At 45.2% G+C, this 14,586-nt stretch carries 17 protein-coding genes; 10 read left to right on the top strand and 7 right to left on the bottom strand.

The window, feature by feature from the left end:
- Nucleotides 1-13: 13 nt before the first annotated feature.
- The 3 genes from KKOR_RS00860 to lptM form a co-directional block, all read right to left on the bottom strand.
- Nucleotides 14-691 carry a DUF484 family protein gene (locus KKOR_RS00860; protein ID WP_012800112.1) on the bottom strand — a complete coding sequence of 226 codons (678 nt, stop codon included), beginning with the start codon at nucleotides 689-691 and terminating at the stop codon, nucleotides 14-16.
- Nucleotides 692-776: 85 nt separating this feature from the next.
- Nucleotides 777-1,607 (bottom strand): diaminopimelate epimerase, encoded by an 831-nt coding sequence (gene dapF / locus KKOR_RS00855; protein ID WP_012800111.1) that lies wholly within the window; start codon nucleotides 1,605-1,607, stop codon nucleotides 777-779.
- The gene (lptM, locus tag KKOR_RS00850; RefSeq protein ID WP_012800110.1) at nucleotides 1,604-1,846 is read right to left on the bottom strand and encodes an LPS translocon maturation chaperone LptM; all 243 of its coding nucleotides are present in this window, start codon (nucleotides 1,844-1,846) and stop codon (nucleotides 1,604-1,606) included. Before lptM ends, dapF begins: the two co-directional genes overlap by 4 nt.
- Before the next feature lie 177 nt (nucleotides 1,847-2,023).
- Between lptM and cyaY the strand changes: the two genes are divergently transcribed.
- Nucleotides 2,024-2,341 carry an iron donor protein CyaY gene (gene cyaY, locus KKOR_RS00845; RefSeq protein WP_012800109.1) on the top strand — a complete coding sequence of 106 codons (318 nt, stop codon included), beginning with the start codon at nucleotides 2,024-2,026 and terminating at the stop codon, nucleotides 2,339-2,341.
- A 46-nt stretch (nucleotides 2,342-2,387) separates the two neighbouring features.
- Nucleotides 2,388-3,056 carry an alpha/beta hydrolase gene (locus KKOR_RS00840; RefSeq protein ID WP_012800108.1) on the top strand — a complete coding sequence of 223 codons (669 nt, stop codon included), beginning with the start codon at nucleotides 2,388-2,390 and terminating at the stop codon, nucleotides 3,054-3,056.
- A gap of 106 nt (nucleotides 3,057-3,162) precedes the next feature.
- Here KKOR_RS00840 and KKOR_RS00835 read toward each other — a convergent pair whose 3' ends face one another.
- Complete coding sequence (locus tag KKOR_RS00835) at nucleotides 3,163-4,821, bottom strand: putative bifunctional diguanylate cyclase/phosphodiesterase (RefSeq protein WP_012800107.1); 1,659 nt, start codon at nucleotides 4,819-4,821, stop codon at nucleotides 3,163-3,165.
- Between the two features lie 203 nt (nucleotides 4,822-5,024).
- Between KKOR_RS00835 and KKOR_RS00830 the strand changes: the two genes are divergently transcribed.
- From KKOR_RS00830 to KKOR_RS00805, 6 genes are all read left to right on the top strand, one after another.
- The gene (locus KKOR_RS00830; RefSeq protein ID WP_012800106.1) at nucleotides 5,025-6,065 is read left to right on the top strand and encodes a sensor histidine kinase; all 1,041 of its coding nucleotides are present in this window, start codon (nucleotides 5,025-5,027) and stop codon (nucleotides 6,063-6,065) included.
- Nucleotides 6,066-6,068: 3 nt separating this feature from the next.
- Nucleotides 6,069-6,773, top strand: a complete 705-nt coding sequence (locus KKOR_RS00825; RefSeq protein ID WP_012800105.1) for a LytR/AlgR family response regulator transcription factor — start codon at nucleotides 6,069-6,071, stop codon at nucleotides 6,771-6,773.
- 75 nt (nucleotides 6,774-6,848) lie between these two features.
- Nucleotides 6,849-7,784 (top strand): hydroxymethylbilane synthase, encoded by a 936-nt coding sequence (gene hemC, locus KKOR_RS00820; RefSeq protein WP_012800104.1) that lies wholly within the window; start codon nucleotides 6,849-6,851, stop codon nucleotides 7,782-7,784.
- A gap of 27 nt (nucleotides 7,785-7,811) precedes the next feature.
- On the top strand, nucleotides 7,812-8,564 hold the full coding sequence (locus KKOR_RS00815; RefSeq protein WP_012800103.1) for a uroporphyrinogen-III synthase: 753 nt from the start codon (nucleotides 7,812-7,814) through the stop codon (nucleotides 8,562-8,564).
- 88 nt (nucleotides 8,565-8,652) lie between these two features.
- Entirely contained in the window at nucleotides 8,653-9,933 is a 1,281-nt protein-coding gene (locus tag KKOR_RS00810) for a uroporphyrinogen-III C-methyltransferase (protein ID WP_012800102.1), read from the top strand.
- A complete protein-coding gene (locus KKOR_RS00805) occupies nucleotides 9,930-11,156 on the top strand; it encodes a heme biosynthesis protein HemY (protein WP_012800101.1) in 1,227 nt (408 codons plus the stop codon). The genes KKOR_RS00810 and KKOR_RS00805 overlap by 4 nt, the downstream gene beginning before the upstream one ends.
- A 104-nt stretch (nucleotides 11,157-11,260) precedes the next feature.
- On the opposite strand, the gene KKOR_RS00800 is transcribed toward KKOR_RS00805, so the two are convergent.
- The 3 genes from KKOR_RS00800 to KKOR_RS00790 all read right to left on the bottom strand — a co-directional run bounded on the left by KKOR_RS00800 (nucleotide 11,261) and on the right by KKOR_RS00790 (nucleotide 12,311).
- On the bottom strand, nucleotides 11,261-11,593 hold the full coding sequence (locus KKOR_RS00800; protein ID WP_143715027.1) for a hypothetical protein: 333 nt from the start codon (nucleotides 11,591-11,593) through the stop codon (nucleotides 11,261-11,263).
- Nucleotides 11,594-11,665: 72 nt separating this feature from the next.
- Complete coding sequence (locus tag KKOR_RS00795) at nucleotides 11,666-12,034, bottom strand: hypothetical protein (RefSeq protein ID WP_012800099.1); 369 nt, start codon at nucleotides 12,032-12,034, stop codon at nucleotides 11,666-11,668.
- 13 nt (nucleotides 12,035-12,047) lie between these two features.
- On the bottom strand, nucleotides 12,048-12,311 hold the full coding sequence (locus KKOR_RS00790; protein ID WP_187287323.1) for a YheV family putative zinc ribbon protein: 264 nt from the start codon (nucleotides 12,309-12,311) through the stop codon (nucleotides 12,048-12,050).
- A 7-nt stretch (nucleotides 12,312-12,318) separates the two neighbouring features.
- Here KKOR_RS00790 and KKOR_RS00785 point away from each other — a divergent pair, with 7 nt between their 5' ends.
- Together KKOR_RS00785 and aroE are read left to right on the top strand one after the other, a co-directional pair.
- Nucleotides 12,319-13,671, top strand: coding sequence for a Na+/H+ antiporter NhaC family protein (locus KKOR_RS00785; protein WP_012800097.1), 1,353 nt, complete (start codon nucleotides 12,319-12,321; stop codon nucleotides 13,669-13,671).
- Nucleotides 13,672-13,682: 11 nt separating this feature from the next.
- Nucleotides 13,683-14,477: a shikimate dehydrogenase gene (aroE, locus tag KKOR_RS00780; RefSeq protein WP_012800096.1), complete on the top strand. Its 795-nt coding sequence runs from the start codon at nucleotides 13,683-13,685 to the stop codon at nucleotides 14,475-14,477.
- Nucleotides 14,478-14,586: the final 109 nt, after the last annotated feature.

Genomic DNA, 14,586 nt, shown 5'->3' with positions numbered 1-14,586 from the left:
CAGTAGTTAAAAATTAACTCTCCTGTTTATCCAGACACGCTTCAGTCACATCGCCAATCAAGCGTAGAAACAATGTACCCATATCAGCGGTAAATAAATCCACATCCTTACTGCCCAGAGCAATAATACCCACACGGGAGTTTTCACCCAGTGGAATAATTGAATAGGATTCCAATTCATGATCACCACCGAACAGTTGTGAAATACTTTCAGTCACACGCCCACAAATGGGATCATTTTGAATAAAATGTTGATCGGTTAATTGGCGAATCATTTGGATATCACTGTAATTCACATGATGTAAAGTTCCAGAGTCATCAAACAACCACAATTGAACATTATCAAGTTCAAAGTTATCGCGTAAGTGTTCCAGTAATCGGTCGATCATTTCTTGCGTTGAATGTGACGATATCATTGCTACAAACAACTCTGCACATTTATTCAATAAATCGCCGTTGCTGTGTGCATTATCAATTAATGTGTTGAGTTGCGTTTGCAATTTCTCGGCTTTGTTTCGTAAGCCTAAAATTTGTCGTTCCACTAACGAAACTGAGCCATACACTTTGTGCTGTAATCTCAGTTTGTCTAATAAGTCTTGATGGTTTTCAAAGAACTCAGGATGCTGCTCCAAATAGAGAGCAATTTCCTGTTCCCTTTTCAACCGATCTTCTGCTGAATTACCTTCTGTCATTTTACTTCCCCGAAAAGATATTCCGTTAATGGATCTTTAATAGAAAACGATCCTAAAACCATTCCCAACTAACGCTTTATTATTATTAAATCTCAACCTGGCCTTCGAATACCACTTTGGCTGGTCCGCTCATGAATACCCTTGAGCCTTCGCCTTGCCAGGTAATCCATAGGCTTCCACCTGGCAGCATCACTTTGACCTTATCGTCGGTCAAGCCTTGCAAGCGAGCAACCACCACCGCTGCGCATGCCCCAGTACCACAGGCTAAAGTTTCACCCACGCCACGCTCATAGACTCTAAGTTTAATATTCTGGCGATCCACTATTTGCATAAAGCCTGCGTTAGCTTGTGACGGAAAATACTTATGCTGACTCAACATGGGGCCAACGGTTTGTACTGGTGCCTTCTCCACATTATCTACTTTAAGTACGCAATGTGGGTTACCCATCGAAACCGCACCGACTTTATAACTAATGCCGCCCGCATCAATTGAATACAGCGTTTGCTTTTCTGCAAAGCGCAACGGAATCTGAGCTGGTTCCAGTCTCGGCTTACCCATGTCGATAGTCACTAGGCCATTATCTTCCAAAGTCGCTTGCATGGTCGCTGTATTGGTCGAAAGACGTAACTGTCTTTTCCAGGTCAAACCTTTCTGCCTGACATATTTAGCTACTGCTCGCGCACCATTGCCACAATGTCCTGCTTCGCTGCCATCCGCATTGAAAATCCGAAAATGGAAATCCGATTCAGGATGTTGCGGAGCTTCTACAATCAGTAGCTGATCAAAACCAATACCAAAATTTCGATGAGCCAGTTTAGCGATTTGCCCCTGATTCAAATAAACCGGCTGAGAAATCGCATCCACCACCACGAAATCATTGCCCAGACCCTGCATTTTGCTGAACGGCATAATCATGGCTGGTCACCTTGCGGCTCAGCGCTCTCTTGCTCAGCTGGCTTTTCCTTTTCCATGATTGGCCCGTCTTTTGGGTCACGCTCATCAGGCATTTCTTTCTCAGGAGCTTTTTCCTCAGCAGCAGCTTTCTCTGCTTCTTCGCTCTCAGGCAAGAACAAATCACCTTTTTGGCCACAGGCATTGAGCACCAAGGCCAGCAACGACAGTCCTAATAGCTGTCCAATTCGTTTTTTACACATTGTGTGTTGAGTATTTTCATCAATTTGAGAATTAGCCCTATCTTCCTACAGCTTGCCGTTTCCTGCAAGTTTGCATCGCCCATAAAATCAGGCTCACTATGCTTTTTTAACTTAACCCTACGCCAGCAATCTGGCACAATGTGGCAGCATTAATCACTAAGATTACCAGGAATCACTATGACTGAATCAGAATTCAATCAGCAAGTTGATGACACCCTCATCTCCATCGAAGAAGCGCTGGATGAGTTGGACCTTGATATCGACTACGAAACCAGCGGTGGCATTTTGACCATCACGCTTGAGAATGGCAGCAAAATCATCATTAATCGCCAAACCCCAGTGAAACAACTATGGTTGGCAGCGAAAGACGGTGGCTACCATCTGGATTGGGTACATGACCAATGGATTACTGACAAAGACAAGGAACCGCTAGAGCAATTATTATCTCGCGTTATGACACAACAATCCGGCGAGTCAGTGTCTTTTACTTTATAACCCGTACCTTTTATAACCACTACTTTATAACCATAAGCTTACATTTATGTCTGAATTACTTCCTTGCGTCACTGTTGAACCTGCTGCTGAACACAAAGCTACCATCATCTGGCTACACGGCTTAGGCGCCGATGGCCATGACTTCGAGCCGATCGTGCCGGAGCTTAAAGTCCCTGCCGAGCTGGGAGTAAAGTTCATCTTCCCGCATGCGCCAGTCATTCCGGTCACCATCAATGGTGGCTACCAAATGCGCGCCTGGTATGACATTCGCAATGCTGATCTGTCTCAACGAGAAGATGAAGCTGGCGTTCGACAATCTGCCGAGCAGGTAGAACAACTGATACTGCACGAAATAGAACAGGGCATTCCAGCCGACAAAATTATCCTCGCTGGATTCTCACAAGGAGGAGCCATAGCTTTACATCTGGCAACTCGCCTGGACAAAAAGCTGGCAGGAATTGTCGCCCTCTCAACCTACCTGACCGTACCCGACAAACTTGCTGACGAAAAATCTGACACCAACCTTAATACACCTATCTTCATGGCTCACGGCCAGCAAGACCCTGTTGTCCCAATCCAACGCGGTCAATACAGCGCCAAAGTGCTTGAAGAAAATGGCTTTAAGGTACAATGGAGCGACTACCCAATGCCACACGCGGTGTGTTTAGAAGAAATCCAGGCATTGGGGAAGTATATACAGGGAGTGTTGGGGTAGTAGGTATTCGTGATTTTTTCTATTAGGTTTGATGGCTAGATTTTAGAATTCATTAATTTAGCTTTTCGCCCCTCTGTGAAGAAGGATACTTGATAGCCAGTACCCCTTACCCATAAACCCCATGCCGTTGCTGGTACCAGTCATTAAATTCTTTAACCGGTAACGGCTTGGCAATATAGTAGCCCTGTACCATATTGCAACCAATGTTGCGCAAGTAGTCATACACTTCGCGGGTTTCAACCCCCTCAGCAATCGTTTGGATATCCATTTTCTTGGCGAGGGTAACGGCGGCGTCGATGATGTGCGCTGCACCTTTGTCGTTGGGTAGACGCCGTACGAATGACTGGTCTATTTTAATTAAGGATGCTGGCAATCGATGCAGGTATTGCAGTGATGAGTAGCCAGTTCCAAAATCATCAATCGAAATCGTCAGCTTTGCCCCAGCCAATCGAATCAACTCATCAATAGTTTTTTCCATATCCACCATCAAGGACCCTTCGGTAACTTCAAGCTCCAGGCATTCGCCACTCAGCTGATACTTTTCAAGTAAGGATAAAACAAGGTCGGTGAAATGAGGATGTAGTAAGTTTCGAGTAGAGATGTTGACTGCTATAGGGATTTCAATACCTTGTCTTTTCCAGCTTTTGATCTGACTCAGGGCCTCTTCCAACGCAAACTCGGTGACGGTCTGAATCAGGGTGCTTTGTTCGGCTCTTGGGATAAACAGGCCCGGAGGAATCATACCGCGTTCTGGATGGTTCCAGCGCATCAGGGCTTCAACACTACAAATATTACCATTACTCAAATCGATCTTAGGCTGGTAATGCAAACTAATCTGTCCATTGGCTAATGCATTTTTCAGCTCACCAAGAATCATCAGATTTTCTTCCGTTTTACTGACTATCTCAGGGCTAAACACGGTTACATCCTGATCACGCTCCTGCGCCAGGGCCAGCGCAGCCTCAGCTCTTTGTAAGTAAACGTGCGGATCTTTTTTGATTTTATTAAGCATCGCGTAACCCATACGCGCTTCAATATGGATCGGAATATCATTGAATAGCACTGGCTCCTGCACTGCTTCGCCCAACTGCTCCAATACATCATGATTATGCTCATCGCTGCCAGTTAATACCAATGCCAGCTGAGCTGAATCGGTATGATAAACCACCTGCCCTCCATTGCAGTCTTGCAATCTCTTTGCCAGCTGACGGGTTGCCTGGTCAATCACGTTAAATCCAAAAGCAGATTTAAGCTCCAGTGTATTTTCAATAGACACCAGCACTAAATATATTGTGCTTTCGCTTTTACGTTTTTCGCGCAACACTTTCAGAGCATCAAACAGGGCACTACGATTAGGTAGCTCTGTGGCATCATTATGTCGCGATAACCATTTCAGATGTCGCATATAATAGCCAACACCATCACTGACTGCGCCACTAAAGGCACCAATCAAGGTGAAGAAGCCAGTTCGATAGAGCCAGTTGGCGGTCTGTTGCATTTCACCAGTTTCTATATTGATGGGCATAAAAGGACCCAACACAAAACCAGCAAATAACCCCATTAGAATGCCGCCTTTGATGCCGAAGATGAATCCGGCCAGCAATATGGGGATATACATTGAATGGGAATAGACGTATTTGATGCCGCCAGTGGCGTAAACTAAAACATAAACCAGTCCAGCCAGAACAACCAGACCAGGGATAATGTAGGCTTGGATAGTCTTCCTATGTCGTCCTATCCAGTCGAATACTTTTGTTGCTTCCATGTCAGCTCCTTTAGCCAGCCATAAATCATTCCAGGCCTCGGTACCACTACCGATGAAACTATCCTAAAACTAAGCATAATCGGCTGCAAGTGACAATTGTTGAATATTTATACACCAAGAAGGTCTGTATCCACTCGCAGGAGTTCTTCTATTTTTACACTAACTTATGGATTTTCCAGCATTTTTGCGCGACTATAAGCCACATGAATGAAGCAAAACAGACTAACAGCTTAGTTAATCAACTTCCCGACTTCTGTCAGGCAGCGACCGTTTATTTGATTGTTATTGCCAGCGTTATTCTGGCTTTGCTACTCAGTTTTGCTACGGCCAACTGGCAACATCAATTCTGGATAAACCTCAGTCTTTACTCTCTGTTTATTCTTTGGACCTCGCTGACCAGCCTGGGCATTCTGTGTTTGTTGCGAAGATATTTTCTGCTTAAGTTGCCAACCGTCAGCCTTCAAAGGTTTTCAGCACTAGCCATTGGAGTCATCTTACTAGTCACATTAAGTTACAGCCTGCTTATTAGTTTTTATTTAAGCGAGGAGCCCTCAATCTGGTTCCTGCTGCGAAATATATTCATTGCCCTTATTGTCAGCGGAATATTCTTCCGCTATTTCTACTTACGCGAAGAAAGTCTACGCCGCATCCGCTCAGAAGCAGAGGCACGCATTCAAGCTCTACAATCACGCATTCGCCCGCACTTTCTTTTCAATAGCCTGAACACCCTTGCCAATCTGGCAATTGTTGATCCAGTTAAAACCGAACATATGATATTGGATATGGCCGATATTTTCCGTGCCAGTATGCAACGCTCGGATGTTCTAATCCCTTTTAGTGAAGAAAAACATTTATGTACCCAGTACCTCAACCTGGAACAACAGCGCCTGGGCGATAAGCTTCGTTTTGAGTGGCAAACTGAGACTATTGATCCAAACTTGCTAGTGCCACCGCTATTATTACAGCCAATAATCGAAAATGCGGTTTATCATGGCATTCAGGCTCGTTCCGAAGGTGGCTCCATCATTATTAAAGGAGTGAGTTATCACAAGCATATTCAGTTGGAAGTGATTAATCCGTTGGCAGAAGATAGTGCCAAAAGTCACAAGGGTAACTCACTGGCTTTGAGTAATATTCAACAGCGTCTGGATGTACTGTTTGGCAACAAGGCGTCGATTAATTACCATCAATCCAATGGCTGTTTTTACTGTACGCTGACCATACCAAAGCAAGTAAACGGATAGATTATGATTTCTGTATTAATCGTTGATGATGAACAACCCGCCCGCCAGCGTTTACGTCGCTTACTCGACTCTCATTCTGATTTGGAGATTGTTGGCGAGGCTGAAAATGGTCAGCAGGCCTTGGATCTGATTAATTCACTGCAGCCTGATCTAATCTTCCTCGATATTTCGATGCCGGTCATGAACGGTATGCAAGTTGCCAAGCAGCTCAATCAAAATGACCCACAGCCGCACATTATTTTTACCACGGCTTATGATGAATATGCCCTGCAGGCTTTTGACGTAGACGCACAAGATTACTTGCTGAAACCGATTCGGCATGAACGCTTAAGCAAAGCACTACAAAAACTACAACGCCAGCTTACCCAGACTAAAACCGCTTACTTGAGCATACGAGAACGCGAAACCGTACGCCGAGTCGCGGTGGAAGAGATTCTGTTTTTACATTCGGACCAGAAATATACCGAAGTGCACCTTGCGAAAGAGGTGCTGTTAAGCAGTGAAAGTCTTAAGGATCTGGAACAGCGCTTTAGCCATGACTTTATACGTATCCATCGCTCAACCCTGGTTAATCGCCAACACCTAATTGGTATTGAGCAGGACGACAGCGGTTGTCTGGCACTGATTCAGGACGCTAAAACCAAGCCTGAAATCAGTCGTCGCCATCAGCCTGATGTACGTCAATTTTTGACTGCAAATTCTGCGTAAGCCAATATCTTTATGCTAAGATCGTCGCAACATGCTGTCTTTTACCCTTAACTGTTAAGAGTTAACTATCCAATTATGAGTATCTCAACCCTGCGCATTGCCACCCGCCAAAGTCCTCTAGCCATGTGGCAAGCCGAATACGTGCAATCCCGCTTACAGCAACTGCACCCTGATTTAACCGTCGAGCTGGTTCCGATGACCACTCAGGGCGACAAGATTCTGGGAACACCACTGACCAAAATCGGCGGCAAAGGCTTATTCGTTAAAGAACTGGAGCAGGCCATGCTGGAAGGTCGCGCTGATATTGCAGTGCACTCGATGAAAGATGTGCCTTATCAATTTCCTGAAGGGTTAGAACTCAAGGTGATTTGCGAACGCGAAGATCCCACTGATGCGTTTGTCTCTAATAAATACCATAATCTGGATGACTTACCCTGTGGTGCCAACGTTGGTACTTCCAGTCTGCGCCGTAAAATTCAGTTATTAAGAGCCCGTCCCGATCTCAAGATTACCGATTTGCGTGGCAATGTCGGTACCCGTTTATCCAAGCTGGATGACGGCAACTATGATGCCATCGTGCTGGCCTCTGCCGGCCTTAAGCGACTAGGATTGGAAGAACGTATTCGTAGCCAGTTTGAGCCTGAGCTGATGCTACCTGCTCCAGGCCAGGGAGCGGTCGGTATCGAAGCTCGCACCAATGATCCTGATCTCGATGCTATTTTGCAGCCATTACAAGATGAAACCACCAGTCTGCGCGTGCTTGCCGAGCGTACTATTACCAAAACTTTGCAGGCCAGTTGTCAGGTTCCGGTGGCAGCCTTTGCTACTATTAACGATGATACTTTGTCATTGCGTGCATTAGTTGGCGGCGTTGACCAGCAAATCATCGAAGCCAGCGCCGAAGGCCCAGCGCAAGATGCACTGGCTATTGGTCATAAAGTCTCACAAGAATTACTGGAGCTTGGTGCGCGTGAACTGATTCAAGAGTTGGCAGCTACTGTCGACCACTAACCTCAAGGGCATTGAAAAGTTTAAGCTATGGCTAACCCTACAACTATTATCGTTACTCGCCCATCTCCAATGGGCGAGAGCTTATGTCAGGAGCTTAATGATGAGGGTTACCGCGCTATTCACTGCCCACTGATCCGCTTTACCTCCAATACCGATTACTCACCTGAACAGCAGCTAACACTATTAAAGCAACACAAGCTGTGGATTTTTGTCAGCAAGCAGGCAGTGGATTATGCCTTGAAAGATCTTAGCCAGGAACAACTCGACCAGTTTCTCGGCCACACCCTTATAGCCGTCGGCAAAGCCACTCAAAAGGCATTGCAGCCTTATGGTCTTTCAGCGTTAGTTCCGAAAACACCGGATAGCGAAGGCATTCTGGCATTAATCAACCAATTCTCATTGCCCGCCGACTATCCAATTTTGTTAATTCGTGGCGATAAAGGACGCGGCCTACTGGAACAGGAACTGGGCGGCCCTTATCAACTTGGCGTTTTGCCGGTCTATCATCGCATCGAACTGACAGCGGCACTGCCGCCAGCCATGCAGCAGGCAAGTGCAGAAAAGCCCATCGGCTGGGTAGTTACCAGCGGTCAAATCCTCGAGCTGACCGATAAGATGTTATCAACTGCAGGGATTACACCCGAACAGGTAGTTATTATCAGCGGTAGCTCGCGAATTAGTGATTTGGCTCGACAAATGGGCTATACAAATTGTTATACTGCTAAAGACGCATCCAACGCTGAAATCATTAGCGCCTGCTTAAACTGGTGCCAACCCTGATAGCAACAGCTTGCGAAGTTCGTTCAGCAATGTTTTATTTCTGATATGAATAAGTAACTGATAATGAATAAGTAAAGAGAGAGAACCTATGAGCAAAAAGGATAAGGACGCAAAAGATACGGTTAAGCAAGAGACGACTCCTGCCAGCCAGGACGACAAAGCGACCTCAAACAATAATTCTAACTCTGGTAGCGATGCCAAGTCAGACAAAAGCTCCAGCAATTCTCAATCATCAGCCACTCAAGACAAAAAAGCTGCCAGCTCAGGGGCTCACTCTGGCAAAAAAACACCAGCAAGTAATACCTCCTCCGCTAAAAAACCATCTCCCATGAAGTGGATCATCATCGTCATTATTCTTGCGATTATTGGTGCAGGCGGCTACTACGGCTGGACCCTTTGGAACAACTACCAATCAGCGCAGGAAAAAGCCAGTACGCTGGATCAACTGCAACAGCAGGTACAGCAACAACAAGGTGTTATTAATAATTTAGAAAGCGAAAGTAGCCAGCAGGCCAATGAGCTGTCGCAGGTTAATCATCAACTTTCTCTGCAACTGGAACAATTGCAAAACGAGCTCAAGATTACGCAACAAAAAATCACCTCAACTGACGAGCAACAGAATCAATGGATGCTGGCCGAGGCGGAATATTTGATTCGCCAGGCTTCCTACAAACTGCATTATACAGACAACGCCAAAACCATCGTAGGATTATTGCAAGCTGCAGACCGTCAGGTGTTGGCCATGAATGATTCCAGTCTGCAAAGTTTACGTCAGGCTATCAATAACGACATCAATATTGTTCGCGCCAGCGGTGCACTGGATATCGAAGGCGTCGCGATAAAACTGCAAAGCCTCAAGCCTTTGGTTGAAGATCTTGAATTAGCGACGGTGCAACTACCTGATGCCGAAGATACTGAATCAACTGAAGCTACCGATGGCACCACCGAAGAAGAAACTTCTGGCTGGCAACGCTTTAAAGATTCTTTCAGTTCTGCACTCAGCCAGTATTACACGGTGCATCATTATGATGAATCAATGAAGCCTTTTATCTCGCCACAACATGATGCTCTGCTGCGTCAAAACATCCTGTTGAATCTACAAACCGCACAACTGGCGGCTATTCAGCATAATGATGCAGTCTATCAAAATGCTCTTGGTGAAATTGAAGACTGGGTCAGCCAATATTTCAAAAGTGAACCTGCAACTACCACTGCTTTTATGCAACAGCTGGATGAATTATTACAAATGAGCGTGGCGCTTAATTTGCCACAGCAACTGCAATCGTTACGGGTCATAGAGCAAATTACCGGGCGCCAGTCTCAAGCTAGCAATCCAGCACCAGCAACCTCTGAGGAGGTCGCCCAATGAAGTTAAAATGGTATCTACTATTCGGTCTGTTGGGTGGTCTGATTATTGGCCCGCTGATCAGCAAAATCCCTGGTTCGACTTATATCCTGCTCGATAAAACCGCCATTGAGTTTAAGAACAATGTTGCGCTTGGCCTGCTTGTTTTAGGCCTAGTTTTATTATGGCTGGTCTGGTTACTGATTCGCTATTTACTGCGCACCAGCAACCTGACCCTCAACTGGTTCGGTGATCGTAATCTTCGTAAAGCTCGTCAAAACACCATCGACGGCATGATTGCCTTAGCCGAAGGTCATTGGAAAACAGCAGAAAAATTATTGGCCAAAGGCGCTCAGATTCGCAATACCAAACTGATTAATTACTTAGCAGCCGCTCGTGCCGCGCAGGAACAGGGTAATGACAAGGGACGTGATCATTATCTGCATATAGCCGCTAAAACTCAGCCTGATGCGCAGGTCGCGATTGGCCTGACTCAGGCACAGCTACAGATGCAGCACAAGCAATACGAGCAAGCGCTAGCGACTTTAAGCCACTTACGTGACATATCGCCACATCACCCTTATGTCCTGAAATTGCTTTATCAACTGTATGCACGCTTGAATGACTGGCAACATGTCATCGATATCTTGCCCAAGCTACGCAAAAACCGTGTGTTCGAATCCAGCGAACTGAATACCATTGAAATTTTGGCCTGGAATCATCAGCTGCAAAAACAGGCTGAAACCGCCAACTTCGACAAACTTTCAGAGTTCTGGAGCAGTATACCCAATCATTTGCGCAAATCGCCTGAGCTAGAACTGACCTACGGTAGAGCCCTTGCACAATTGCAACAGGATCAGGAATTGGAAGTATTGGTTAAAGATTCAGTAAAACACCAATGGCAGGACGAGCTGATTCAACTGTTCGGTGATATCGACACACCACAGCCCGATAAGACATTAGCCTACGCCGAAGGTTGGCTTAAACAAAAACCCCATAACGCTGTGCTACTCGCAACTCTAGGTAAGTTGGCGCTTAAAGCACAACTGTGGGGCAAAGCCAAAAGTTATCTGGAGCAAAGCCTGGCGATCATTCCATCCGCTGAAGCACACTATTACCTCGCCCAGGCCTACAACCAACTTGGCCATCCCATCCAAGCGCAGGAAGCCTACCAAAAAGGACTGGCTAATGAAGTTAAACCAAGACGTGAATATGATTTGATCGGTGATTTAACCGAAAAGAGTTAATATATTTCGTTCTACGTAGGGTGCGTCACGACGCACCTTTTTTTATGCTCACAATAATCCAACTCAAACATTACCGTGTCATACCGCGGTACCGAGGGCACTTCCTACCTTTCGGCTTTTAAAATCTCAGCTGGATTACCCAAAGAGTCTACGGCGACCTCAATCCTTTTATCCTCTTGTGTTACCACCTCAATATAACAACTATCTGGCCAAATACTTTTGCTGAAATTAAAGATAATATCCGCACTTTTTATTTCATCCATCATCATTCGTTCAGATTCCAGCAGTTCCTTGAACTTCTGTCGAAGTGCGGTAATTGATAACTCTAATTCCTTCCTTTCATTTTCAAGTTTAGGCTTTATCTCGATTTTTGACAGGCTCACAGATACCGTACTTATACCAACTTCTTGACATGCTTCTCCTAAATAAGGATGCACGTAGCAAAGCCCGCTCACGGAATGGTGAGCAGTGCTATGAATTACACTTCTTAGTCTCTTTATGCTTGCCATTTATTCGTTGTAATTAAATAACCATTTAACATTACCATCAATTGATATTTGTATGCATTCATAATGGTCGGAGTCATCATGCATATGTATCTCCATATTATTCTCAAGGACAATGACGATTGTTCTCTCACCTGGAACCTTATAATCCACCACATGGACGTTCATAATCTCGTAGAACTCTGATGTTGGCCAGTTAGCGCCTTCCCATATCCCAATGATCTTGCCATCTCGAATGATCATTATTTTTGATTCAATGGTAAAGGTGACACTCCCAAAGCTTAACTGAATGTCATTCTGCCCCACAGCTATTTGCGTTGTGAACTCTCCAATCATTTTAGAAAGATCTAAATCTTTTGGTATGCGATACATTGTAGCTATCCCCCTACAACTCTTTGACCTTAATCATCTGCGGTTTTGATTTATCGTCTGGCTCTTCATCATGACCAATTCTTTCTATAAAACCGCATTCGGTGCATTCCCGTACAAAGATGTCGTCTTCATAAAAGCAGACTGTAGTGTCCATTGCCTTACATTCGGGGCAGGTGGCGCCGGCGACGAAGCGTTTGGGGCTGGTTTTCTCTTGCATTGAATTTACCTGATGATTGCTATATGGTGCTTTGACGGAAAACTCGAATAACAAAACCATTACCTTTATGTCCTGGTTAAGCATCCTACCGCCCATTGTAGCGATTTTAATCGCTGTCTGGAAACGCCAAGTCATCATCGCTCTGTTGATGGCGATTTTCACTGCTGAGCTGATTCTGGTTGGTGGTAATCCTATCCATGCGTTCACCGATACCGTTGACCGTTTAGTCAGCGTCTTTTCGAGCGCGTATAACACGCGGATTTTGATGTTTAGCCTTTTGATTGGCGCCCTGATTCAACTAATTAAGATTTCTGGCGGCGTTTCGGCATTGGTCAATTGGCTGACGCGCAAAGAATATGTTCACAATCAACGCCGAGCAGGCATGCTTCCAACTATTCTCGGAAGCAGCATCTTTATCGATACTAATATGAGTGTGTTAACCGCCGGCCTATCATCGCAGGCTTTATTCGACAAATTCAAGATGAGCCGTGCCCGATTGGCGTATATTATCGATTCTACCTGTGCGCCAATCAGCGTTCTGATTCTTCTAAACGGATGGGGCGCAGCCATTCTCGGTCATGTTGAAAAAACCGGCGTTGCTAATCCAACTGGCGTGTTGGTGACCAGTATTGGCTTAAACTTTTATGCCATCGTTACTTTGCTGATAGTCTTTTATACGGTTTACACGGGCAAGGTTTATGGCCCGCTAAAAGCTGAGGAATCGAAAGCATTAGAAGTGCCCAGCGAGCCCTTACCACCAGCCACCAAGAAACGGTATATGCTTTGGCCGCTTTCCTTTATGGTGATCAGCATTCTAGTGTTTATGTATATCACTGGCGATGGCGATTTGCGCCAGGGTTCAGGCTCCGAGTCAGTTCTGTGGTCAGTGATCCTTTCAACCCTCTTGATTTTCGGTTTGTTACGCTTTGATGCCAAACGCAAAACTAAAGAACTGATGGAAGAATCATTCAAGGGACTTGGTCATCTGTTGCCTTTGGTCACGCTAGTATTGCTTGCTTTCGCGCTATCGGATTCGATGACCGATTTAAAAACCGGTGAATTTGTCGCGGGCGCCGTCGGTGAGTTTCTGCCTTTGTGGATTATTCCAGCACTGATTTTTGTGTTGGCTGGTTTTATTTCTTTCACCACTGGAACCTCATGGGGTACTTTCGGCATCCTGATTCCAATCGCTATTCCTTTAGCGGTCAGTTTAGGTATTTCACCAAGTCTGGTGTTAGCTGCGGTTTTAGGCGGTAGCGTATTCGGCGATCATGCTTCGCCGATTTCTGACACCACGGTAATTTCGTCATTGGCTGCGGGTTGCGATCTTCTGGATCACGTTAAAACTCAATTACCTTATGCACTGTTTGCAGGCGGAATTAGTATCGTGTTGTATATTATTTTTGGTTTGATCGGTTAAGGTTCTATTATATGAGTAGCATTATCGAGCCTAACCAACCATTACGACTTGGTGTTGTGGGCAATCCAATTTCACACAGCATGTCGCCGCAGCTGCACCAGCAATTCGCACAGCAGTTTGGCATTGATATTCAGTATGGGAAAATCTGTCCGACAGCTAAAGGCTTTAACCGTGTTCTGAACGATTTTTTCCAGAGTGGCGGTTATGGTCTTAATGTTACCGCGCCTTTCAAACAACAGGCGCTTGATTACGCGACCATTATTACGCAACGCGCTAAGGATTCGCAAAGCGTCAATACCTTGGTCAAAACCAAGGAAGGAATATTAGGCGACAGCACAGATGGCATTGGCTTTGTTAAAGACTTGCACCATAAAGAACTCGACTTTCAGAATAAGCGTGCGGTGTTGCTGGGTGCTGGTGGTGTTGCCCGTTGCATTGCTCAGGCACTATTACTTGATGGTTTCGAAGTCTACTTAATAAATCGTACTCAATCTAAAGCACAGGCCATGGCCGAGGCATTAAATCATCTTGGTCCGATTCAACTTTACACCAATGATATCGCTGTGGATCTAGTGGTTAACTCTGTCAGTTTTAATGCGGAACAGTTTTTGCCGCAGATTAAATTTGACAATACCGCGGTAGCTTATGACTTAAATTATGGCGCTAAAGCTGAAACCTTTTTAACTGCCGCTAAAGATTACACCGCTCTACAATTTGATGGTCTGGGCATGTTGATTGAGCAAGGTGCAGAAGCTTTTGGCTTGTGGACCGGCAAATATCCTGATACTAGTTTGATATCTCTCTAGCTGACTTTTTACAGAAATCTTTTTGTAAAATTTTCTATGGGTAGCCCCTTACAACTGGATTTCTCTAATCATTGCCTTTAAGCTTTCTTACTTATTCATTATAGGGACA

The sequence above is a fragment of the Kangiella koreensis DSM 16069 genome, assembly GCF_000024085.1.
Classification (GTDB): domain Bacteria; phylum Pseudomonadota; class Gammaproteobacteria; order Enterobacterales; family Kangiellaceae; genus Kangiella; species Kangiella koreensis.
Note: the sequence above shows the minus strand (reverse complement) of the source record. Positions and strands in the feature narration are given on the sequence as shown.